We start from the raw sequence: 21,566 nt of genomic DNA, 5'->3' as shown, positions 1-21,566 counted from the left end.
GTAACCTATCGCGGTAACTGCTTCAGAAATAGTCAGAGTTGAAATCTTGAACCCCTGCGGGATCCTGCCTTTGACCGCCAATGCCTGGCGGTGCCATTGATCCTTTTTGTCCGCGAGAGCAATGAAATATGAAGAGTCAGCGACGATCATGTTTCCCCGCCTGAATCTCCTTCTTGGAAACCACCGCATCCCCACCGTGAGATGCGATGGCGACAATGTCGTCAATGCCCACTTTCTTGTAAGGCAGGACTCTTATGGTCTCTCCCTTGACACTCCACTCAATCATATCCCCTTCTTTGAGGCTTACCTTCCTGCGCACCTCTTTTGGAATAACGGTCAAAAATCCCTTGGATATCTTGCTCTTACTAGACATATCAATGACAATTGAAGATATTCATATATTTAGTGTCTTCATTTGTCTATGGAGTGAAAACACTTATTGACTTTGACTAATCCCACAAATTGCGCAAAAGGATCATGTGCAGTTGCCTGGATGTAGGCATTGAGGTTGGAAAACGGGATGCGGCTAATTGATTCATGAGCGGTTGAACAGAAGGGGCCACTACCGGCATGAAACGGCGGCATACGAGGGCATTGCCAATCACAAATCGGGCTGTTTCCTTGACTTCATGAAGTCATCAGTGAACAATGAAAGGCTTTCGGTGAACACTCTCCACACATCTTCTCTGGGCATCAATAGCAGATCGCTTCCATTTCGCTTGATGTAGACTTCCCTGGCATCTATTCTGAACTCCTTTGGAATCCTTACTGCCTGGCTGTTTCCACTCTTGAAAACCTTCGCGGTTTTGATTTTTGGCACATCACTGTATATACGTTTATGTGTATAGAAATTTGTGTTGCACAAACGCATCTCTATACACAGATCACAAAAAAGAGATGGAAAACAGCGCGATCAACTTGCCGGTGATGACAAGGCTTATTCCGTCCAGACTTCCTTGTTCGTTATTGAGGGAACTGATATCATAGCTCCGTTTGTTTTAGGTTTGAATCCGATGAGCATTTGAACTATGTGCGGCTGCCTGGATAAACGCATTGAAGTTCGAAATCATATGGCATGACATAGACATAGGCGGTGTCTACTTCAACAGGATAAGACTGTCACCCATGGCATCTGCAAGACCAGAAAAGTCATTATCTGCTGTAATGAGAGTTTCATTGTTTGCCAAAACGATGCCAGCAATCAGTATATCCGCTTCATTTTTCAATCTCCCGCTACTTTTCAGTTCGCGGTATAGACTGCCGGCCACTATCATCGACCGGCTATCAAAGTGGTATATTCTGACCCTGTTCAACAACTCATTTACAGTGGATTCCTCTTTCCTGGTTCTATAGCCTTTGAGTAGTTCGTAACCAGTGATGACCGTGATAGCTATCTCAGAGTGACCATCTGTCATAATCTCAGAAGCAGTCTCTTTTCCCCTCAGGTAGTCAATCACAACGTTCGTATCGAATATCGTCATCTCACAGATCACTTCTCGAAAACGAACGTCTTCTCTCTTTCCTGATACGTTCTTTGAGCTCTGTTGCCCCCTTGTCATCCATCTTCCAGGCACCGAATAGGTCCGAGATGTCCGTCTCTTTGTCCTTTAGTAGCTCAGATATCACTGCAGTGAAAGACTTTGCCTTTTCTCGCTCCTTGAGCTTGCTTAGCCTATTGTACACGTCTTCTGAAATCGCTATTAGCTTAGCCATGGGCTTAAATTAATATATTAAGTTATAAAGATTGCTATTACCCGATCGTAATCAGCCAGGTGCCATCTTCAGACCCCATATGTAGCGTCACATCAGGTCCGAATATGATAGTGAGCCGAAGGGCGTCTTTTCAAGCGGCGACTTTACTCGAAAGGCGCTGCTCTCATCTGTCTTCAATTCCAGATCTATAGGGTGTACAGAATCTCGCGTCTGGTGACACAGTAAACGTGAAAGAATGCACGGGATACCTCAGTTGCTGTTTAGTAAGGATTTTGACTCCTGATAGCGGCTTGCCGCCTCCCTAAATTAACTGCACTCCAGCTCAATCTATAAGCCTGGTATTCTCGACTCAGCGCTTCTCGATTATGGACTACCCGTGTTCGCGTTCAACTCCAATTTAACCAAATGCAATGCCAAAAATATTGAACTATCGCGTTCTATGGTCCTACCTGCTAATGGACAAATAAAACAATTGACCTTACTATGCATGCCATTGGCTGTTGGGACATTATGCAGCAAAATCACCGTCTCGGCCACACAACCGGGAAGTTTCATTCAATTCGACTCGTAACGGCCGTGGAACCACTTGTCCGCGGGCATAGACAAAGGGATCCACTTCTTCAGAATGTTATTGTTTTCACAATGACATTTGTTACATCACTTGTGTTTGTCGTTATGTCTTCAACCATTATCGTCATGCTCTCCAACGCGGCTGCATTGAATATTCTCGGCGGCAGCTACTATGCAGTCATGGCTATGGCTGTGGCGGGTCTTGCAATATCCCTGGTTTTGGCCTTGCTGTCGGGTCTTCGCCTCAGGCACAGTCTCTCCGGGCCAAGCGACATCCCCTCAGTACAATTCGAACGCGCATCAAGCAATACCTCAGCTAATCAGGACAATATATCTGGCATTCTAAGCTATATGGACGATGCAGAGAGAGCCATATACATGCTGATAGTGGATGCCGGAGGATCAATGCTGCAGAAAGATATAGTCGGGCTCAAGAAATATTCAAAGGCGAAGGTGACGAGGGCAATAGATCATCTTGAACGTGCCGAGTTGGTGGAAAGGTTGCGACACGGCACCACAAACTTGATCGTCGTCAAGGGGGCACACGAGAATGTGAACGAAGTGAAACGTGTTTCACCGTAGTCTTATACACTGTTTCAGCCCTTCAGTTCAGTACAATAAATGTAATGGCTTGATAAGTATGGCAACTCAGACAAGGTCTTCAGGCAGTTCCTACAGGGCATTCGTTGTTACCACAGGACTGATTACTGTTCTCAGTGTGTTGAGTGTACTTGTTACTTCAAGCATCCTGAACTCCCATGTCATGATTTCCAGCGGTACAGGCATATATTTTGGGTCGCTGCGCCAGGTAGGCGGTACCGGTTACATTTTCACAGGTATCGGACCGGTCACATCTATCGTGCTTGATGCAACGTTGTCGATCATTCTGCCTCTACTCCTCCTAACTCTCTTTATTGTCTGGACAAAGAAGCATGGTGAGACACAGGGGAGTGGTGCCGATAACTAGTCAGAAGCTGAGCAGAATTCCGGCTTACATAAGGAGCGGGAGGGGAAGAAAGGAGTTTGTGATGTTTTCGGCCCTGATTGTGATGGCAGGCGCCTCTACGGGCATTTATGCCATGGCATTATCAGAGCTGACTCATCCAGGCCAGATGCAGCCACTATTGAAAGCGGGAACTTCTATTCACATCACCTCTCTTGACCAGCGGCTGATCGGTGGGACATATCATCCGGAGAAATATCTTGGTGAAATTATTCCCTTTTCATTGTCCAGAAGCGGTGCTTTGCTTGGCAGCTGGCATTCAACAGGAAAGAGTGTGATGTATGTCACCGGGGTGAACTGGGTATGGGCGGAACTGCCCTGGCCCGGTGCTTATGGCGGCTCCTTAAACCAGACGCTACCCCCCGGACAGTACAAACTGATCTATGGCGGATACGCGGGCGATGTAATTACTATCGCAGATACCATTGGCATTTCCTATTACACTCCGCACAGTATATCCTCGTTGAATGTACACGCAGGGACAGTGATACACACTCATAACAGCTCTGTAGCATATTCATTTAACATCACACAAACTGGAACCATAGTGGGCAGTTTTCGGACGACCGGAGCGTTCACATTCAGCGTTTCTACGATATCAACTGGAAGCGGCTCGATCGAAGGACTTGGCGGCGGATTTTCATTTGGCTACACGAACTCAAGCACAGGAACCACAAATTCCGGTCCACTCACCACACCGCTGGAACCTGGCAGTTATGTCATCTCATTCTACGGGAGTCATCCATTTACTGTTACAGGCACGATCGAAGTGCTGAATATAATTGAGTGGAATTATGCAACATAGTGGCATACGAGGTCATACTGTGTCAAGACTGATGAGTTACGCAGTGGTTCCAGCACTTTCCTCTTTCATGCTTAGTCTGCTGACTATTTTATCATTCGAGTTTATTGGTTGGAAGATCCTTTTGCCTGTCATTCTTATCACTGTTGCATTTTGGTACATAGTCGCTTTTCTGTTTGTCCAGACATTTATTCGAATAGGGAGACACAATTCAATTCGGGCTCTCGGATACAGCGCGGCAGCAGGCTTGTTGCTAACGATCCTCTCGTCGCTCTCGGTTCTAGCGAATACCCCTATTTCTCTTGCCGGCCCACCCTCTTACGGCTATCCCTTTGTTTATTATATCCGGGGGTGGCAGAAATCTGGAATGCTAACGGGACCCTCGTTTCTCAACATAGCACTGACTTATTTTCTCCTCGATGTCGTTTTCTGGTTTATTATATCTTTTCTCATAGCTGCTTCTGTAGTGTGGCTTAGAAAATGGTCCGTGCCTTTCCTTGCCACCTGTTTTGCGGTTTCGCTGGCAATAATGGCTCTAACATATGGGATTTCAACATTAATGCTTCCTGGATTTGGAACAATTGGCGGTTACTATCACGGTTATCCTTGGACTTTCATCGTGACAAATTCGAACGTGAGCACTTCTGCAGCAATTACTTTTCTCACTTTAGGTTTCTTAAGCGACTTCATTTTCTGGTTTGTCTTTGCTTACTTCCTTATCGCTATTATAACACTCCTTTTCATAAAACTGAGGCGAATAGGAAAAAGTGCGCAGAAGTCTGTTCTATTGGGGTGACTGCGGCTGAAAATTACAGACTTCTGGAAAGGGAAGCATTCTTGCAAACGCACCCTATCAAAAAACGCTTATGGCCCAGGGCAGAATGACACATCTGCCTCATTTACAAGGTCTGAACTTCTGCCATCACCAAACTACGTGATGCGAATCAGGGTGGTTGCAAACGAGATTAACTGAAAGGGACAAAAAAGGAGCAAAGAATCGAGTTGGTAAATTCGGCACTGGTCGTCGAATTTTTGCCAGTTACTCCTGGCTGTCGCTGGGATTTTCAACAGCTGTCACATTGCTGAGCCTGCTGTTTGTGTCGGTGACATTCAGTTTACTGCCATGGGGCGGTCACTCGGTAAATCGAGGTTATCCCTTTCCATTTGTGATGTATAATTACCCGCCGCTTTTCCCTGTTGGTAACTCATCAACTCCGTATTACAGTTTTTCAGCAGCAGCTTATTTTTCTGATATCATCGCGTGGTTTATAGTCAGCGAGTTGATCTTATTTGGGCTTCTTAACCGACCCATAAGACAGTCGGCATATCTAATTGCCGGTGCGATACTCCTCACGCTTCTAAGCTTATTGTGGAGTGACAGTTCCCTGCTTAGTCATTTTCAAGGTCAACAAGTGGGTTCAGTGTACTACGGTTTTCCGCTTCCATTTTTGACTGTATTCTACGGCTTTCAGCAGGGTCACAGTTTTGATTTAATCGCAATGTCCTGGGACATGGTGTTCTGGTTTGGCATATTCATTGTAATCTATTCTGTCATCATTTACACTTCAGGTAAACGAATTAAAGTTACGAAACCGGGTTCGTATTGAAGCATTTACAGCACGGATGGACCTGAATTTCTCGATTCACAGAACATTGCAGTCGGGTTCATTCAGTTAGAGACTCCAATCGATAAGACTTGTCTGAGTTCGCTCTGAGTCAGAATGCAGCGTTTGATATTTCAGGTAATATGGCGATACCAATAAGCTATAAGCGTTTCGAGATTTCTATCGTCAATTGAGCATGGATGCATTGCTGCAGAAATAGGGAACAGAACACATCGAACTCAGTGATTTGTCTAAACTAAACCTGAATTCCAGCTTTGTTTTTCCTTCCCCCGGTTAAGTCTGATTAGGTTTGTACCACTTGGAATTCGCACCTCACTGTTCGAATCTGATGCCGGGTAGATTAGGTGCGGCTGCCGGGATTCGAACCCGAGTTTGAAGCTTGGGAAGCTTCAGTCCTACCGCTAGACTACAGCCGCATTCAGTCTGCATTATCGCTTCAAAGTGCGCGGACGTCGACCGTATTACGAGCGAAGCACATGTAGGATCGCGCCATATTTAAAGCCAGTTAATTGTAGCAAGGTGATTGCCAGAGCGTTGTGAGTCTCGTCGATTGGTTGCCCGGAATAGTTTGTTACCATCGGTCGATCAGCTGTGGGCAAAGTTTATAGCAGGCTCAAAATGGTGTTGCCGCCGCATATATGTTTCAGACCAGGCGCTACAGGCAGACCGCGATCTTGAAGATGTATGGCATCTGCACAACGAAGCGCTTCTGTCCACCAGCGCTCATCTGGGTAACGGGCCATGGGATGAAGATCTGAGAAATATAGAAAAAACGTACCTGGAGACCGGCGGCGAGTTCCTTGTTGGTGACGTCGGCAATGTAATCGTTGCTATGGGTGCGCTGAAGAGAATCTCCGAAAATACGGCAGAAATCAAGAGGATGAGAGTCAGGCCGGCACTTCAGGGCAGGTGTTTCGGCAGGGAGATGCCGATGAAACTCGAATCGGTTGCAAGCCAGCGTGGATTTCACCGCATCCTGCTGGATACTTCAGTCTTGCAAACTGCCGCCATTACGATGTACAGGAAACTTGGTTACAAGGAGATCGGTAGGGGAAAAATGAGGGATCTGGACATCCTATATTTTGAAAAGTATCTGTAGTGCGTTTTCTTTGCATTTTCGGCTCGCGCATTATGGATGCGCGGATAACACTTCCTCTGCCTAATTCGTTGCCGGTGACTGTGCGATCATGTTCGGAAGCAGAGCCGCTCATGCGCGCCCTGACTTCCATCATCAGGGGACGCGCATACGCTCATGAAGCGGCAGGCACCATCTGACAATCACACTCGCGAACGGTTTGCCCGGTTAAAACATCCGCTCGAAGTGTTTTCCCGGCTTCTTTCTCGGAATCAGCGGACGGGGCGCCGGTCTTTCAGGCTCTGGAAACGGTCCGCCGGGATCCGGCGCATCCGTGAGATAACCGGAGGATACTATTCCGGCATACTCCTCAATCGCAAAGTCATATCCACATTCTCCGATAATCGAAACTACATGTTCCTGCATCACTCAGAATCACCGCATTGTAATCAGCGAACGCATACTTGTTGAGGGAGTTTTACGGTATATCGTCACGTCAGTTCTCGTCCGCAGATCCACCGGCTGGCGTGTATTCCCCGATGCGGCCATGGCCATGTGTGTACATCCCGGATATGTGGCCCACGAGCCTGTGAGCCGCCTCTATAGCGGCAGACATGTCTCCGGCATCCGCCACCCTCACCCTGATTGTGAGAGTGAGTGATTCAAATAAGGCATCCACCTGCACCCGTCCGTCTTCCGTAACCCACTTCAGTATGGTTGTTCCATCCGAGCCTGAGTAACCGAACCACCTCAGTTTTCCGAACCATCTGCCGATGAGACCGGAAACAACGATGCGGCTGTCCTGAACGGGCGGAAGAACAGTCTTCAGAATCGTCACACCGGTATCGCCTGCGCCGGCACGCAGCGGCGTTGAGATTTCTCTGCCTCTTTCAGTGACAATATATCCGCCGTCAGTTCTGGCGAGTATCTGCTCTCTCTCAAGTCTGTCGATTATCCTGGAGAGTGTCTCGGAATGCGCACCAAGTCTCCTCCTCAGACCCTCGAAGGTAAAACCGAGGAGTCTCTCCTCGCCTATCACCCGGAGCACTGCCCGGTCTCTCTCACCAAATGCCGCGACGTCACTCTGCCCGGATTCAAGACTCTCATCAATCATCAGAAAGTTCCGCTCTCTGGGAGATGCAACGCTTCATGTGCTATATATGAATGCACTTCGTATTTCAGTGCGACCCGCTGCGATCCTACTTCAGCGTTTCGAGCTGACTCATTATGTTCCAGATGATCGTTCGGCCGTGAAGGGGTATGTTAGGGTCATTAGCCAGTTCGTCAAGAATTATATTGGCACTCGCCGATCTTACGTCGAGCGCCTCACTCTTCGAAAGCAGCTTGTTAATTGCTTCCGTCGCTCCTTTCCTGATATTCCGTGGAACCGAAGTGTCTTCGGCCAGTTGATTCAAAACATCGATTATCTGTTTCATCTTTTCGTCGCTTGACATGACCAGTTCACCGCCCATGATATTACACCCTGTACTCCTCTAACTCAGCACAACCATGATATCTACTTTGTCATCGAGCCGGGGGCCGTCCCACCGTTCATATCGATGTCCCATAAATTACTTGCGGGAGCGATCGGCCGTGCCAATTAATGTCTATTTGCCGCTGCGTGCGTGAAATGCGCTGTGTCAACGCACGACGCCAATGTCCTCCAGCTGCCCGTTCTCTTTGAATGCGGTGACCACCATCATTGTCTTCAGTTCCTTGACGCCCTTTATTGAGCCGAGCGTGTCCACAAGGAATTTCTTCACGCTGGAGTAGTTTTTGAACTTCGCCTTTACTATGATGTCTGCATCGCCGGTGACCATATATACATCGAATATTGCCTCATGCTTGGCCACGTTCATCGCTATGGTGTCCGCCTCCTTTGTATCCACCTTCAGCTGCACGATTGCCGTAACAGAATCGTTTCCGTAGAACGAATTCATTACCCTGTCAATGTCGCCCTTTTCACTCAACTGCATCACTTCTTTTTTCTGCCGAATTTCTCTTTTGTTCTGGAAACCACCTTCCTTTCCATGTCCCTCATATCCCTCGCTATCTCCGGGATGGTGGTTTCGATGTCCTTTGCAACAGAGTCTGCAAGCTTCATTAAGTCCCTGGCTACGGGTTTCGCTCCGTCCAGCGAGCTGAGCGATTTTTTCGAGAGTTTTTCCAGTTCATCGACCGTCCTCTTGAGCTCCCGTTCAGCCTTTGCGACCCCCCGCTTCAGCAGCTTCAGGGCGCGACTTTCCGCTTCTTCTGTCATATGTAGGTGTAGCGATTTACTCCTTAATCTCTTTTCACTTTGCGTGGAAGGTGTTTTTAATCAGTTCGCCGCATTCCTTTCTTCATGGCCGCCATATTTCAGAAGGATTCGGCCCTGATTGCCGACGAAGCAGAGGCAAGCAGGCTGCACAACAAGGGGTGTTACGGCGAACCTCAGAGCGGCGGCTCACTCCGGCTGAATCTTCTTGAAGCTCTCTACCTCTATGAAAGCGAACGCCTGAACATATCCGGCCCTGATGGACGGGAGATGAGTTTCGGCGAGCTTGTGACCTACGCATCCCGGAGGATGCGGAATTTCGAGGTCCGCTACATAGTGTACAGCGACATGAGGCGCAGGGGACTGATTGTCAATCTCGCCGGCGACTCAACGGACGGCATAGATTTTCATCTCTACAGGCGCGGCGACACACCCAAGACGGCCGCTCCGCAGGCCTTTGTCATTTCCATATCCGAGCGGCAGACATTTGATCTCGATTTCATGTTCGCCGTTTCTGCCGGCGCTGCCGGCACCGGGAAGGAAGTCATACTGGCCATCGTGGATGAAGAAGGGGACATAACCTACTACCGCATGAAGACCGTTGAACCGCACGCGCGCGTCAGGGAGCATTTCAGTCGCGCGTACAGCGGTATACTGCTCTCCGACAGGGTGCTCATACCTTCTGAGGAGGATGCGGCGGAAATGCGTTCCGCGGGTTTCTACGGCAACCAGCTTGGCACCGGTCTTCAGATATCGATGATCGAGGCAGCCTATCTGACCCGCAGGAAGATGCTGAAGCTCGTCAGTGCCAGGACCGGTCGCAAGGCCTCGATCTCCGCTGTCATGGACATGTCCTCAAGACTCGACAGTTCATTCGGGGAGAAAATGGCCGTCTATGATGACATGAAAAATCGCGGTTTCATAGTCAAGACAGGATTCAAATATGGTTCGCATTTCCGTGCCTATGACGCCGACCCGGAAAAAGCGCATGCGAAGTTCCTCGTTCATGCTGTTTCACCGGGCTATGCTGCAACCTGGCCCGAGATATCCAGGGCGGTGAGACTCTCCCACGGCGTCAGGAAGGAAATACTATTTGCGAGGGCTGCTGCCAGCGGCGTTACAGGCTATCTTGAGCTCAAGAGGCACATACTGTAGTGCCTGCTTGTGTTCAGAGCTCAACCTCTATGCCCAGTTTCTCTGTAAGTTCCTTGTATCTGTTTCTGATTGTAACCTCAGTGACGCCGGCCACGTTTGCCACTTCCCTCTGCGTGCGCCTTTCGTTTGCCGTTATCGAAGATATGTATATGGCAGCTGCCGCAACGCCAGTCGGGCCCCTTCCGGAGGTGAGCTCCCTCTTGCTCGCTTCCTTGAGTATCTCAGCGGCCTTTGCCTGCACGTCACCGCTCAGTTTGAGCTCGCTGCAGAATCTGGAAACGTAGTCCTGCGGTTTCGTTGGCATCAGTTTCAGTTTCAGCTCTCTGGTCATGAATCTGTAAGTACGGCCGATCTCCTTCCTGCCCACCCTGCTGGAGTTGGCAACTTCATCGAGCGTTCTCGGCACATTGCACTGTCTGCACGCAGCATACAGCGACGCAGCAACGACTCCCTCTATGCTCCTGCCCCTGATCAGGTTGTTGTTGACGGCCTTTCTGTAAATCATCGCTGCAGTCTCCCTGACATTCCTGGGGAGTCCCATGGATGATGCCATCCTGTCCAGCTCGCCGAGCGCAAATGCAAGATTTCTCTCGGTTGCGTTGCTGACCCTTATCCTACGCTGCCACTTCCTCAGCCTGTACAGCTGTGCCCTGTTCCTCGTGGGTATGCTCTTTCCGTAGCTGTCCTTGTTCTTCCAGGATATCTCAGTGGAAAGTCCCTTGTCATGAATGGTATACGTCATTGGCGCGCCGGTTCTTGCTCTCTTCTCTCCCTGCTCAACGTCAAAGGCCCTCCATTCCGGTCCCTGGTCTATGAGCTGATCATCTATCACGAGTCCGCATTCTTCACAGATGAGCTCGCCGCGTTCGTAGTCCCTGACCAGGTGAGTGCTGCCGCATTCAGGGCATCTCTCAACTTCTTCTGCTCCTTCCCTTGTTTCCTTTGCTCTCGCCATCTGTTTCACTTTCCTGGATGTACAGTTCGAGTCCGACCGCGCCTGTCCTTCCAAAGTTTCTTCCGGTGCTGACCGAGACGAACGGTTTTTCCACGCTTCCGATAATTTCCTTCACGACGCCGACGCCTTTTCCCCTTCTGTCAAAAACTCTTTCATTCTCGAGCGGAGCGACGACTGCGTCCACAACGATGCGTCCCGCCGAATCAGAACACTTTGCAACACCTAGCAGACGCATATATTCACCAAAAGTATATATTACAGCACGATAGCACTAGTATATAATACTTAGTATCATTTTCCGAAAATCGTATGAGGGGACGCATTCGGGCACCCGAATAAACGGTCGCCGGGCGCGTCCTTTGACCCGGCGGCATTCGTGGAATACAGCTGAAGACAGTTGGTCAGCAAATATGCAGAGCATCCGCTGGCATTTGTGAAGGAGTGGTGGGAAAAAGTGTTTGTTGGTCAGGAACGCTCAACCAAATAGCGCCCCGAGTCCTGCAGCGGCTTCCTCTTCCGAAACAGCCTCTTCTTTCTTCTCTTCCTTTTTCTTTTCTTCCTTCTTCTCGGGTGCAGCATGTGACTGCTGGGCCGGTCCCGCAACTACAGCGGCACTCGCAATGGCTTCCTCAATGTTGATACCGCTGAGCGACGCAGTGAGCGCCTTAATCCTGGACGGATCAGGCTCAATGCCGGCTGCTTTTATCACGTTCGCCACACTCTCTTCGTTTATTTCCTTTCCAGCACTGTGCAGAAGCAGAGCGCCGTAGATGTATTCCATTTCTCTCTCTCCTAAATGTTGTTTCCTTGTTCAGGCTTTTTCTGTTCTCTCTTTCAGGGCGGTTGCCTGCATGACCGCTTTTGAAAGCAGGAGCTTTGCAGTCTCCTCTGTTGGTATGCTCGCATTAACGCTCAGATTCACTGCCTTTGTGTGTGCATCGCCAATCAGGAAACGCACGCTCTCAGCAGTGAAATACCTTCCCTTCACGGCAAGCGCAAGCGCTTTTGCCGAAGCGGAAGCGATATCTTTCCTCGTCTGTTCGTCATCGACGAGAAGAACATCACGTCTGAATATGAGTCCGTCCTCGAATATGGCCTTCACATCGAGACCTGCAACCAGCGGGTATATTTCGAGTTTTGTCAGCGCCTGGGCTATGACGGGTGAAATGATTTCACCGCTCTTGACTAGCAGTTTGTCTTTCTTTATCACCACCTTGCCGGACTCGATGGCGGCAGGCACACCCGCTTTCTGAAGTTCACCCACAATCGGACCGGGCTTGAACGATGTCTCTCCAGCCTTGATCTCGATGTCAGCCGGCGCTATTTCTCCGCCCCTTGCCGCCAGCGGCGTCTTGTTCTTTTCGAGTGCCCTGAATAATTGAAACGGATTCTGCTGAGATGATATGATTGCCGTCTGGTCTTTGGCCACTTCCGTTTCCAGCAATTCGACGCCTTTCCTGTCTGCAGCCACATCATTCATTGCCATTTTCAGCAGGCTGCTTCTAGACACGTGTATCTCAGCCACACCTGTCAGTTTCTTTCTGATCTGCTGGAACTGCGATGCCGGAAGGCCCCTGATGCTGGCGACACCGATGACCCTGGAATCCCTTAAGGTCTGGGAGAGAATCTGCCTGTTCTTTTCCTTCCATTCTCTGCTGTGTGCCATGAAATCACCTACATTATCCTGACGGCAGGTCCCATTGTCGTCTTGACGTACGCCGATTCCACGTTCAGTTTACCTTTCTCAAGCTTCCCTATGACCCTGTTGAGTACCGTGTCAATATTTTCCGCAATTTCTTCCGGTTTCATCTTCTTTGTGCCCACGTGTGTCTGGAAGGTTTTTCTCTCCTTTGACCTCACAGACGTTGTTTTCTTCAACGTGCTGATAACCGGAGCAGGATCTACACCCGGCTGCAGAGCTCTTGGAATCTTCCCTCTTGGACCAAGGACAACTCCCATCCGTTTACCGATGACTGCCATGAGAGGCGCCTCTGCGACAAAATAATCGTAATCTCTTGCAAGTTTCTTGGCAACCTTCTTGTCGTCCATGTAACGGCCGAAATCATCCGGTGCAATCACAAGATCGGCAATATTCTTGGCCTTGAGCGCCATTTCGCCGCCACCAAACAGGCACACCCTCACCTGCTTCCCTCTCCCGCTCGGAAGTATGATGTCCTCCTGGATTCTGTTCTTGGGAACAGAGAGATCGACATCCCTTAGGTTTATGGCGACTTCAACACTCTCTTCGAAATTTCGCTGTGGTGAAAGTGATAATGCCTTCTCCACTGCCTGAACTGTTTCAGCGTTTGCCAAACAAACATCTCTCCTGTAGTGCGGCGAATCGTTGGCGATTCTCCTACAGTCTGACTCAAGGTAATATATGATGCATTTAAACTTTTGCCATCTTTTTTCTCGTAGGGCACGGACTCGATACGCTCAGCGCAACCTGCTGTCCCACGCTCCGGAGCTAATCTCCGCTATGATCTCCTTGGGCTCCTTCCCTTCCACCGTCACGCCCATGGACACACAGGTTCCGACGACTTCTCTCGCCCTAGTCTTTACGCTCTTGCCAAGGGATGAATCTTTCTTCATTTCGGCAACCTTCAGTATCTGTGCCATCGTCAGATTGCCGATCTTGGATGCCTTCGGACTGCCCGAGCCCTTCTCCACTCCTACTTCCTTGAGTATGAGTGCAGTCGTGGGGGGTGTTCCAACAGCAATCTGGAAACTCTTGTCTGCGTTTATCTCGATGGTAACCGGAACCTTCATTCCGCTGAACTGTTTCGTTTTCTCGTTAATTTCAGAGACTATCTTAACGACATTTACGCCCATCGGTCCGAGTGCCGGACCAAGCGGCGGGCCAGGCGTTGCCTTGCCCGCATCTACCAGAACACTTATTCTCTCTGCCATTTTTGTGCACCTATTGTATCTAGTTTTCCTTCTCGATCACTCTTACGTGATCTCCTCTGACTGTGACAGGTATGGGGACAACCGCTTCAAACAGTTCAACTGTTATCTCCTCTTTGCTGTGGTCGATGCGCTGTACGCGCGCCTTTTCGCCTTTAAACGGTCCTGAAATCAGTTCCACTATGTCCCCTTCCACTATGCCGCTGACCGTCGGTTTCGGTGTCAGGAAGTGGCTCACTTCCTCCAGTGACGTCTCTCCCTTAACGAGGCCGTGTGTCTTCCTTATTGTCCTGACTGCATTCTCAATCTTGTCGGTATTCATCGCTTCCAGGAACACATATCCTCTTATCGTCGACGGTATGAGTATGGAGTAAATGCCCAGCTTTCCTGTTTTTGCCTTAGCTCCGATAGAATCGGCAACTTCCCTCTCCTGGCCAATCGCCGTCTTGACTGCAAGTATTGAAGGGCGAACGTATATCTTGAACACTTCCGAACCAGTGATCCCGCCAGAGGACACAGTGAGTGATATCTGAGTATATTCTCCGAAAGAGGCTCCGGATGCAGCAGAAGCATGAACTGTCGCAAAGTGTTTTCCCGCATCCAGTTTCGCTTCGAACTCGCTTGGCAGGTTTGTCAGGCTGTCCCACTTGAGCACGCCGTCCAGGTAAAGCCTGACCTGCCACTCCGGAGACCCCTCCACCTGTGAAAACAGTTCCGATTTGATCGATAGATTGTAGCGCGATTCACCTTCTGTATCTATGTGTGTTATGAACTCAGTCTCGCCGGAAACAGGGACAACGCTTTCCTTCGGGCCGTCGACACTCAACGTGAATTTCCTGCTGCCCTGACTGCCGACCGTTTCTGCTGAAACATCAAAGGACATGTTGATTCTCTCCGTCAGCCGAAAATACCGGAAATGTACTGCGGAAAGTGCGTCCACAGCAAGTAGAGAAGGAAACCCAGTCCTCCGATGAGAAAAATGCCGATGGAAACCATCTGGACCACTCTGGTATACTCTTCGAGAGTGGGCTTCTTGGCCATCTTGAAAATCCTTCCATACTTTCCCTTCCCGACGTTCCTGAAACGTTCCTCCAGCTTTCGCTGTACTTCATAGGTAGTTTCAGTGAAGTCGAACGAAGAGGTCGTGTTGCTCAATCTGTTCACCTGCTTTCAGCACATGCGGTTTTATCGGTAGTTCTCTGAAAGCATCAGCCATTCTGCTTAATATGCTTTTCCTACTTCCGTTGAGCATTTGCGGCTCATTTCAGGTGTTCCATAATATCCTCATGCGATCTTGCTATTTTCTCCGATGGTGTTGCATCTATGTCAACAAATTCCATGTCCAGCCATGCATGCTCTGTCCGCAGCACATCATTCCTGCTCATAATGCCGGTGTAGAGAAACTCGAGATCCCAGTGGTGCCTGAGGCCGGGAAACCTCTTCGGCTTGTAAACCTCTGAATAGACAGCCGGTCCGGAGAATCTTATGTTTGTGTTATTGAGTTGCTCTTCTGCTATCCTCCGCGCACAGTCATCCGGTGCTTCGCCGTACATCAGATGGCACGACGGGAACATCCATCCACGACTGTGGACCTTCACCCGTTCACTGTCAAGAGCGCCTATGTGGTCCCAGGGTCCTGCCGGATTCATGTGTCCCATCAGGACTCTTCGTCCAGTTTCGCTTTCTCTGATTATCAGGAATACCGAGATGCAGAATCCATCTTCCGGTATCTCATCTATTCCAAGACCTGATCTTCCGCCCTTCGCAAATGAACAAAATCTCCGGTCTGTTGACATTGCTGTGCAATGAATACGATTGCAAATATAGTTACGCGGCTGCAGTGCCTGCCGCTGTCTGGCCAATTACCTTATGAAATCCATGTCAATGCTCTTCGTCTGAACGTTGTCGGCCGGTCCAAGTATGTGCTTGGACTTGACACCGGTCAGGACTACCATGACGCGCATTCTTTTCTCCAGCGTCGGGTCCACGGCAGCACCCCAAATAATTCTGGCCGAAGGGCTGATCTTAGTCTGTATCATTTCTGCCACCTTTTCGGCCTCCGTGACTGTCATATCGTTTCCGCCCACCACATTCACGAGCGCACCGTTTGCAGCAGATATGTCAACATCGATGAGAGGGGAGTTCACTGCCTCATTCACTGCGTCACCGGATCTCTCCTCTCCTTCCCCTTCGCCGAGGCCGATCATTGCAACGCCTCCTCCCTTCATTATCGTCTTAAGATCATTGAAATCAAGATTGACGAGTCCCGGTTTCGTTATTACTTCAGTGATGCCCTTTATGCTTCTGACCAGCACCTCATCCGCCACCTTGAAAGCGGCGTTAAGTGAAAGCCTGGGCACGAGTTCAAGAAGCTTGTCGTTCGGTATCACAATCACCGTATCTGCAACGTTCCTGAGGCGCTCGAGTCCCCACTCCGCATTCTCGGCTCTTATGGCTCCCTCGGCCTTGAACGGCGACGTGCATATCGCTATTGTGAGTGCACCCATCTCCTTTGCGAGTTGCGCTATGAACGGGGCGGCTCCGGTTCCTGTTCCTCCCCCCAGTCCCGCAGTTATGAATACGATGTCCGCTCCCTGAATCGATTTCCTGATGTCATCTTCCGCCTCTCTCGCCGCTTCTTCGCCGACCTGCGGAAGTGCTCCTGCTCCAAGCCCGCGCGTGCTTCTTCGGCCGAGAAGGATCTTGTGCGGAGACCTGATAATCAGCAGATGTTGGGCGTCCGTGTTTGCCGCATACATTTCTGCACCTGTAATGCCCGTCTCGACGAGCCTGTCTATCGTATTTGTGCCACCGCCGCCGCAGCCTACTATCTTGATGTTTGTCCTGAGGCCGGACAGAATCTTTATCAGCTCGTCATCTTCGGCACTGTAAGCAGATTCCGAATATGATTGATCCAACGGCACGTCTTCCTGAGAAGTTCTCGATATGGCATCATTCACTAGCGATTTCATAAATTCAACCTCGCATCCCATCATTGTCACGGGCAGGAGCCCGTGTATTTAGTCCTTATTGAATCTCGGCATTTTAATGTTTCTACCATCGCTGCCCGGTGTTTCAACCTGCAACAGCAGGCACCGGCCCTGAACTGGCGCGCGCGTATTACTACGGCGGCACGAATCTGAGGAGTTCAACGCCGCGATTCTGCCGTCATCGAGTCGGATCATGCACATTTTTCATTGCTGTTTTGCGCTCGGCATAGGAAAACACCGGAGTTGCGTTTCCAGGGTGTGCCGTTTCGTCGGCAGGCGGCCTGACGAAACAATTCATTGCCAAGGTTTTATTCGTGAAATGTACAATCAGGTGGTTATGCCCGTCTTCAGGGTCGTGCTTGTCCGTCCGGAACATGAGGGCAACATCGGCGCAGTTGCCCGGTCAATGGCCAATTTCGATTTAGCCGAACTGTACATGGTCTCTCCGGTACCCATAGGTGACGAAGCCAGGAAGAGGGCGAAACACGGCAACTTCATACTCGATTCTTCAAAAACAGTGGAAACGCTCGATGATGCGCTGGAAGGCTGCGACACAACCGTCGGCACTACGGGCATAAGAAACACAGGTGAGGGCAGGTTCCTCAGAGTCTGTGACACTCCTCACGAGTTTGCACAGAGAGTGCTGACTTCAAAGAGGAAATACGCACTGCTCTTCGGACCAGAGGGACTAGGTCTTTCCAACGATGAGCTCCATTTGTGCGATCTGATAGTCAGCATACCGACGTCTGACCGCTATCCGGTGTTGAACCTCTCCCACGCAGCGACTGTGCTCTTTTACGAGCTTTTCATGGCAAGATATGAACCGGTCACGGTGAAAGCATCGCTGCGTGAAGACAAGGAAAGGGTCAACGAATATTTCGGAAGGCTGCTTGAATTGTCTGATTATCCTCTCCACAAGAGGCAGAAGGCCAAGCTGATGTTCAGGAGAATCATCGGAAGATCCTCACTTTCGAAATGGGACTTCTTCATACTGATGGGTGTGCTGTCACGTTCGTTGAAGACAATGGAGAAAGGAAAACGTCGCTCCTGAACCGCACTGATCAGAACGCTTCCGAACCAACGCCAGTAACAATCGCTGTCATGCTCAGCAGCGGGCTTTCTCTTTCATCCTCGCGCGCACCAAGTATGATGTTTGCATATCTCCCAAGAGAATCGTGTGCCTGTTCCAGTATCCTGTGCACTTTTTCCAGCGTCAGCGACTTGCCTCCCGAGACGTGTATGATTGCACCTTTTGCATCGGAAATGGACTGCTGCAGCATCGGAAGTCTCACCGCGTCCCTGACAAGCGAATAAACATCCTCATTTTCGCTGAATATCATAGTCGAAGTCTTGCCGCTCCGCATCACAGAGCGCAGATCTGAATAATTTATATTCAGCAGGGACGGTCTGACAAGCGCGTTCGTGACATTCGAGACGAGGTCTGATATGAGTGTATCCATCACCGTAAAAGCGCTGTGCATGCTCTGATCCGGAAACGCGGCCGCAAGCCTGTCGTTTTCAAGCATCACTGTGCTTTCGGATAGGAAGACGAGCTCCCTGAGGTAGTCTCTTGCCCTCTCCGTCCTTCCCTTCTCGAATGCGAACGGCATCGAAACAATTGATACCGGCAGCACACCCGCCTCTCTGGCTGCCGAAGCAACAACAATCGACGATCCGGTTCCAGTCCCCCCTCCCATGCCGGCGAGTATGAAAACCATATCCGATCCTTCGATCTCCCTTCTTATGGAGTCTTTAGCTTCTTCAGCGGCGCGCCTGCCAAGCTGAACATTGCCACCGGCCCCTCTCCCTCCGGTAGTTCCTCTTCCTATGAGGAGTTTCTTGTCAGCCCTGATACTGAGAAGATGCGCGGCATCTGTGTTAAGCGCAACGGTTCTGGCTACGCCGGTTATACTCCGGTGAATACTGTTTATCGTGTTGTTGCCGGCACCGCCACAGCCTACGACTGTCACTCTGGGATGAGCGTGCGGGTATGTGTCTGCATCAGAAAAATTTGCTGACATTACAGGCCGGTTTCACTTCTTCTCCGAAATTCTCGGAGACATTCTCCGCCTGAGGTACTCCCTTACTGCATTTCTTATCGCGTCGTCCACTGAAACGGAGTCTCCTTTTTTAACGAGCTTCTGCAATTCAACGGCATTCCCCTTGGGAAGCTCCACTGTTATCTTTTCAATATGTCTCGGTGAAAAGTTCCTGTCTATGAACTGCTCTATTGCCGCTCTCATGACTTCCGAAATGTTGGAATATTTGCCGTTTGAAACGAGTGTTTCCAGCGCTCCCAGACTATCATGATCAAGCCTGATTGTGACTCTTTCCGACTCAACCATTTCTTAACACCTCACAGCTACTTTATCCGTCTGACGATTATACCAATATCAGCCGACAACAATATGATGCGGGTGCTATTTATCGTTATGCACAGGATTTCCGTTTACAGCAATTTTGAGCACGGGAGTAATGCTGGATTACCGCACTTCCAGTCTGACGTCTGTCCGCCTTCCGGTGAGGAGCTTCAGCGATATACCGGTGTAAGCCATCCCCTGCGGTTGTCGTCCTTTCCCCTGACTGCATCGTTGAAAATCGCGACCAGCTCTGATGTTATCTTTCCGGGCTTTCCGTCGCCGATGACTCTTCCGTCGACGCTGCCGACCGGACTTATCTGGGCAGCTGTACCGCAGAGGAACAGCTCATCGCACGTGTACAGCTCTGTTCTTGCAACGTCTCTCTCCACGACATCTATTCCGCTCTCGGCCGCAATAGATATGATGGCATCTCTCGTTATTCCCTCAAGTATGTCTGCCGACAGCGGCGGAGTTATCAGTTTCCCCTTTTTCACTATGAACAGGTTCTCGCCAGGTCCCTCAGAGACATAGCCGTTCTGTGTGAGCAATATGGCCTCGTCGTAGCCAGCATCCTTTGCATCCATGGAGGCCAGCATGCTGTTGACATAGGAACCGTTTACCTTGGCACTCGGCGGCAGCGAGTTATTGCTCGGTCTGACCCACGAGCTTATACCCACCTTGAGCGCTCTTTCCTCTCCGAAGTAGTTACCGAGTTCCACCGCAAAGACGAAGTAATCCGTGCTCTGCTTCAGCGGCCTGAGTCCGATTGGCCCCTCGCCGAAATAAACCACAGGTCTGATGTAAACGTCGGAATGAAAATTGTTCATGCTCAGGAGTTCGACGATCTTTTCCGAAAAAGCATCCACAGTGAGCGGTTGTTTTAGCCTGAGTACCTTTGCGTTGTTCAGCAGGCGGACAATATGCTCCCTGAGCCTGAAGACAAAAAGCTGCTTGCTGTCCGGCGATGCATACGCGCGTATGCCCTCGAACACGGCGCTGCCGTATAGGAGTGCATGTGTGGTAACGTGCAATTTGGCATCATTCCAATCGACATGCTCGCCGTTCAGCAGTACTACCTTCCTTCCTTCTGTCATGTAATCTGCACCATTTGTACCACAGGATGTGTCATCCCGATTTAATGTTATTCTAAGCACCAGCGCAATTCAGCGTGCCGGTTCGGGGCCGCGGGGAATTCCGGCAATGCATTCGGACCCCGGACCTTCTGGTTAAAAGCCAGTTGCTCTCTCCAGGGGGTTCAACCCTACCTAGCTGAGCTACGGCCCCTCAGGCTCGCAAAGAGAACAGTTATTATTAACCCTTTGCAGCCTTAAATTTCTCAATATTGTGTTCCGGCATACCGTTTCCGCGGGATCCGGTTGTTGCGCTATTGAACGCATATTGTGTCATATTCCCTCCAATCCGCCTCCTGACACACGCAATGTCAGGCATTGCGCAGAAGTCGATAGCGGGAGGACGAAATGTCATCACTGCGACATCATGATTTTAATCGGAGCACACAATTCGCGGCGAAGGCAACGGGTAAATGATATGGTCGAGACGACACATTTCATAGTAGGGCGGGCCGGCGAAAAAGACATACCTGTGTTAATCAGGCATAGAATGTGCATGTTCAGAGACATGGGTAATTACATAGAGGAGGAGATACGCAGCGCGGAAGTGAATTACGCGGCATGGTTGCAACCGAGGCTTGCCGGAGGGGAACTCGTTGCGTTCGTAGCACGCTCCGGTGACGGAACTGTGACGGGCAGCGGATGCGTGTGGTTTCGCGACGGACAGCCAAGACCAAAGATTCCTGAGTGCACCGTTCCTTATCTCATGTCCATGTAGACCCTGTCAATTTTCCCTGAAATATTGACTTGAAGGCTTCCGCTCAGCATCTTTGTATTGCTGTATGGCCTCATCAGCCTCCCGCTCCTGCCCGGGTCACGGGCAGACACACTGGGTTGGACCGTGACCATATGTTCATGGCTGCGTTGAAGTCACGGTCATGTGTGGCACCGCACTGGCATTGCCACACCTTCTCTGCTCCGAGTCTGCGATTCACCTTACCGCACGCGGAGCACTTCTTCGACGTCCAGGAGGGACTCACGTACTGTACTTCCACTCCCTCCCATGCAGCCTTGTATTCTATCG

32 protein-coding genes and 2 tRNA genes are annotated in these 21,566 nt (G+C 50.1%); 9 read left to right on the top strand and 25 right to left on the bottom strand.

Going from position 1 to position 21,566, the window contains the following annotated elements:
* Positions 1–136: 136 nt before the first annotated feature.
* The 4 genes from KIS30_05940 to KIS30_05925 all read right to left on the bottom strand — a co-directional run bounded on the left by KIS30_05940 (position 137) and on the right by KIS30_05925 (position 1,713).
* Positions 137–373 (bottom strand): AbrB/MazE/SpoVT family DNA-binding domain-containing protein, encoded by a 237-nt coding sequence (locus tag KIS30_05940; GenBank protein MBX8646280.1) that lies wholly within the window; start codon positions 371–373, stop codon positions 137–139.
* 228 nt (positions 374–601) lie between these two features.
* Complete coding sequence (locus tag KIS30_05935) at positions 602–811, bottom strand: AbrB/MazE/SpoVT family DNA-binding domain-containing protein (GenBank protein ID MBX8646279.1); 210 nt, start codon at positions 809–811, stop codon at positions 602–604.
* Positions 812–1,097: 286 nt separating this feature from the next.
* Positions 1,098–1,481 carry a type II toxin-antitoxin system VapC family toxin gene (locus tag KIS30_05930; GenBank protein ID MBX8646278.1) on the bottom strand — a complete coding sequence of 128 codons (384 nt, stop codon included), beginning with the start codon at positions 1,479–1,481 and terminating at the stop codon, positions 1,098–1,100.
* A 1-nt stretch (position 1,482) separates the two neighbouring features.
* The gene (locus tag KIS30_05925; protein ID MBX8646277.1) at positions 1,483–1,713 is read right to left on the bottom strand and encodes a hypothetical protein; all 231 of its coding nucleotides are present in this window, start codon (positions 1,711–1,713) and stop codon (positions 1,483–1,485) included.
* Between the two features lie 675 nt (positions 1,714–2,388).
* On the opposite strand from KIS30_05925, the gene KIS30_05920 reads away from it, so the two are divergent.
* The 5 genes from KIS30_05920 to KIS30_05900 all read left to right on the top strand — a co-directional run bounded on the left by KIS30_05920 (position 2,389) and on the right by KIS30_05900 (position 5,695).
* Complete coding sequence (locus KIS30_05920; GenBank protein MBX8646276.1) at positions 2,389–2,865, top strand: hypothetical protein; 477 nt, start codon at positions 2,389–2,391, stop codon at positions 2,863–2,865.
* A gap of 58 nt (positions 2,866–2,923) precedes the next feature.
* Positions 2,924–3,250 carry a hypothetical protein gene (locus tag KIS30_05915; GenBank protein MBX8646275.1) on the top strand — a complete coding sequence of 109 codons (327 nt, stop codon included), beginning with the start codon at positions 2,924–2,926 and terminating at the stop codon, positions 3,248–3,250.
* Positions 3,216–4,091 (top strand): hypothetical protein, encoded by an 876-nt coding sequence (locus KIS30_05910; GenBank protein ID MBX8646274.1) that lies wholly within the window; start codon positions 3,216–3,218, stop codon positions 4,089–4,091. The genes KIS30_05915 and KIS30_05910 overlap by 35 nt, the downstream gene beginning before the upstream one ends.
* A gap of 31 nt (positions 4,092–4,122) precedes the next feature.
* The gene (locus tag KIS30_05905; protein MBX8646273.1) at positions 4,123–4,884 is read left to right on the top strand and encodes a hypothetical protein; all 762 of its coding nucleotides are present in this window, start codon (positions 4,123–4,125) and stop codon (positions 4,882–4,884) included.
* Positions 4,885–5,041: 157 nt separating this feature from the next.
* Entirely contained in the window at positions 5,042–5,695 is a 654-nt protein-coding gene (locus KIS30_05900; protein MBX8646272.1) for a hypothetical protein, read from the top strand.
* A 363-nt stretch (positions 5,696–6,058) separates the two neighbouring features.
* On the opposite strand, the gene KIS30_05895 is transcribed toward KIS30_05900, so the two are convergent.
* A tRNA-Gly gene (locus tag KIS30_05895) sits at positions 6,059–6,129 on the bottom strand.
* A 152-nt stretch (positions 6,130–6,281) separates the two neighbouring features.
* Here KIS30_05895 and KIS30_05890 point away from each other — a divergent pair.
* Complete coding sequence (locus tag KIS30_05890; protein ID MBX8646271.1) at positions 6,282–6,812, top strand: GNAT family N-acetyltransferase; 531 nt, start codon at positions 6,282–6,284, stop codon at positions 6,810–6,812.
* 204 nt (positions 6,813–7,016) lie between these two features.
* On the opposite strand, the gene KIS30_05885 is transcribed toward KIS30_05890, so the two are convergent.
* From KIS30_05885 to KIS30_05865, 5 genes are all read right to left on the bottom strand, one after another.
* Entirely contained in the window at positions 7,017–7,217 is a 201-nt protein-coding gene (locus KIS30_05885; GenBank protein MBX8646270.1) for a hypothetical protein, read from the bottom strand.
* Positions 7,218–7,284: 67 nt separating this feature from the next.
* Positions 7,285–7,902, bottom strand: a complete 618-nt coding sequence (locus KIS30_05880) for a hypothetical protein (GenBank protein MBX8646269.1) — start codon at positions 7,900–7,902, stop codon at positions 7,285–7,287.
* Positions 7,903–7,987: 85 nt separating this feature from the next.
* Positions 7,988–8,242: a UPF0147 family protein gene (locus KIS30_05875; GenBank protein ID MBX8646268.1), complete on the bottom strand. Its 255-nt coding sequence runs from the start codon at positions 8,240–8,242 to the stop codon at positions 7,988–7,990.
* A gap of 186 nt (positions 8,243–8,428) precedes the next feature.
* Positions 8,429–8,758 (bottom strand): Lrp/AsnC family transcriptional regulator, encoded by a 330-nt coding sequence (locus KIS30_05870; protein MBX8646267.1) that lies wholly within the window; start codon positions 8,756–8,758, stop codon positions 8,429–8,431.
* A 5-nt stretch (positions 8,759–8,763) separates the two neighbouring features.
* Positions 8,764–9,048, bottom strand: a complete 285-nt coding sequence (locus KIS30_05865; protein ID MBX8646266.1) for a hypothetical protein — start codon at positions 9,046–9,048, stop codon at positions 8,764–8,766.
* Between the two features lie 84 nt (positions 9,049–9,132).
* Between KIS30_05865 and endA the strand changes: the two genes are divergently transcribed.
* Complete coding sequence (endA, locus tag KIS30_05860; protein MBX8646265.1) at positions 9,133–10,200, top strand: tRNA-intron lyase; 1,068 nt, start codon at positions 9,133–9,135, stop codon at positions 10,198–10,200.
* 13 nt (positions 10,201–10,213) lie between these two features.
* On the opposite strand, the gene KIS30_05855 is transcribed toward endA, so the two are convergent.
* The 10 genes from KIS30_05855 to ftsZ all read right to left on the bottom strand — a co-directional run bounded on the left by KIS30_05855 (position 10,214) and on the right by ftsZ (position 17,034).
* A complete protein-coding gene (locus tag KIS30_05855) occupies positions 10,214–11,155 on the bottom strand; it encodes a transcription initiation factor IIB (GenBank protein ID MBX8646264.1) in 942 nt (313 codons plus the stop codon).
* Positions 11,112–11,390 (bottom strand): hypothetical protein, encoded by a 279-nt coding sequence (locus tag KIS30_05850; protein MBX8646263.1) that lies wholly within the window; start codon positions 11,388–11,390, stop codon positions 11,112–11,114. Before KIS30_05850 ends, KIS30_05855 begins: the two co-directional genes overlap by 44 nt.
* A gap of 240 nt (positions 11,391–11,630) precedes the next feature.
* Entirely contained in the window at positions 11,631–11,936 is a 306-nt protein-coding gene (gene rpl12p / locus KIS30_05845; protein ID MBX8646262.1) for a 50S ribosomal protein P1, read from the bottom strand.
* 30 nt (positions 11,937–11,966) lie between these two features.
* Positions 11,967–12,821, bottom strand: a complete 855-nt coding sequence (rplJ, locus tag KIS30_05840) for a 50S ribosomal protein L10 (protein ID MBX8646261.1) — start codon at positions 12,819–12,821, stop codon at positions 11,967–11,969.
* 8 nt (positions 12,822–12,829) lie between these two features.
* Positions 12,830–13,468 carry a 50S ribosomal protein L1 gene (locus KIS30_05835; protein MBX8646260.1) on the bottom strand — a complete coding sequence of 213 codons (639 nt, stop codon included), beginning with the start codon at positions 13,466–13,468 and terminating at the stop codon, positions 12,830–12,832.
* 123 nt (positions 13,469–13,591) lie between these two features.
* On the bottom strand, positions 13,592–14,065 hold the full coding sequence (locus KIS30_05830) for a 50S ribosomal protein L11 (protein ID MBX8646259.1): 474 nt from the start codon (positions 14,063–14,065) through the stop codon (positions 13,592–13,594).
* A gap of 19 nt (positions 14,066–14,084) precedes the next feature.
* Positions 14,085–14,945: a transcription elongation factor Spt5 gene (locus KIS30_05825; GenBank protein ID MBX8646258.1), complete on the bottom strand. Its 861-nt coding sequence runs from the start codon at positions 14,943–14,945 to the stop codon at positions 14,085–14,087.
* Positions 14,946–14,959: 14 nt separating this feature from the next.
* A complete protein-coding gene (locus KIS30_05820; protein ID MBX8646257.1) occupies positions 14,960–15,217 on the bottom strand; it encodes a protein translocase SEC61 complex subunit gamma in 258 nt (85 codons plus the stop codon).
* A gap of 104 nt (positions 15,218–15,321) precedes the next feature.
* Complete coding sequence (locus KIS30_05815) at positions 15,322–15,858, bottom strand: NUDIX domain-containing protein (protein MBX8646256.1); 537 nt, start codon at positions 15,856–15,858, stop codon at positions 15,322–15,324.
* Between the two features lie 66 nt (positions 15,859–15,924).
* Positions 15,925–17,034 (bottom strand): cell division protein FtsZ, encoded by a 1,110-nt coding sequence (ftsZ, locus tag KIS30_05810; protein MBX8646255.1) that lies wholly within the window; start codon positions 17,032–17,034, stop codon positions 15,925–15,927.
* A gap of 355 nt (positions 17,035–17,389) precedes the next feature.
* Here ftsZ and KIS30_05805 point away from each other — a divergent pair, with 355 nt between their 5' ends.
* Positions 17,390–18,103, top strand: coding sequence for an RNA methyltransferase (locus KIS30_05805; GenBank protein MBX8646254.1), 714 nt, complete (start codon positions 17,390–17,392; stop codon positions 18,101–18,103).
* A gap of 10 nt (positions 18,104–18,113) precedes the next feature.
* Here the strand turns inward: KIS30_05805 and KIS30_05800 are convergent, their stop codons facing one another.
* The 4 genes from KIS30_05800 to KIS30_05785 all read right to left on the bottom strand — a co-directional run bounded on the left by KIS30_05800 (position 18,114) and on the right by KIS30_05785 (position 20,696).
* Positions 18,114–19,073: a cell division FtsZ family protein gene (locus KIS30_05800; GenBank protein MBX8646253.1), complete on the bottom strand. Its 960-nt coding sequence runs from the start codon at positions 19,071–19,073 to the stop codon at positions 18,114–18,116.
* Between the two features lie 12 nt (positions 19,074–19,085).
* A complete protein-coding gene (locus tag KIS30_05795; protein MBX8646252.1) occupies positions 19,086–19,397 on the bottom strand; it encodes a ribbon-helix-helix protein, CopG family in 312 nt (103 codons plus the stop codon).
* A gap of 185 nt (positions 19,398–19,582) precedes the next feature.
* The gene (locus tag KIS30_05790) at positions 19,583–20,506 is read right to left on the bottom strand and encodes a branched-chain amino acid transaminase (GenBank protein ID MBX8646251.1); all 924 of its coding nucleotides are present in this window, start codon (positions 20,504–20,506) and stop codon (positions 19,583–19,585) included.
* Positions 20,507–20,589: 83 nt separating this feature from the next.
* A tRNA-Lys gene (locus tag KIS30_05785) sits at positions 20,590–20,696 on the bottom strand.
* A 264-nt stretch (positions 20,697–20,960) separates the two neighbouring features.
* Between KIS30_05785 and KIS30_05780 the strand changes: the two genes are divergently transcribed.
* Positions 20,961–21,260, top strand: a complete 300-nt coding sequence (locus tag KIS30_05780; protein ID MBX8646250.1) for a hypothetical protein — start codon at positions 20,961–20,963, stop codon at positions 21,258–21,260.
* Between the two features lie 73 nt (positions 21,261–21,333).
* On the opposite strand, the gene KIS30_05775 is transcribed toward KIS30_05780, so the two are convergent.
* The coding region (locus KIS30_05775; GenBank protein ID MBX8646249.1) for a transposase at positions 21,334–21,566 on the bottom strand (233 nt) is incomplete at its 5' end.

This window comes from Candidatus Sysuiplasma acidicola (assembly GCA_019721035.1).
Lineage (GTDB): Archaea > Thermoplasmatota > Thermoplasmata > Sysuiplasmatales > Sysuiplasmataceae > Sysuiplasma > Sysuiplasma acidicola.
Note: the sequence above shows the minus strand (reverse complement) of the source record. Positions and strands in the feature narration are given on the sequence as shown.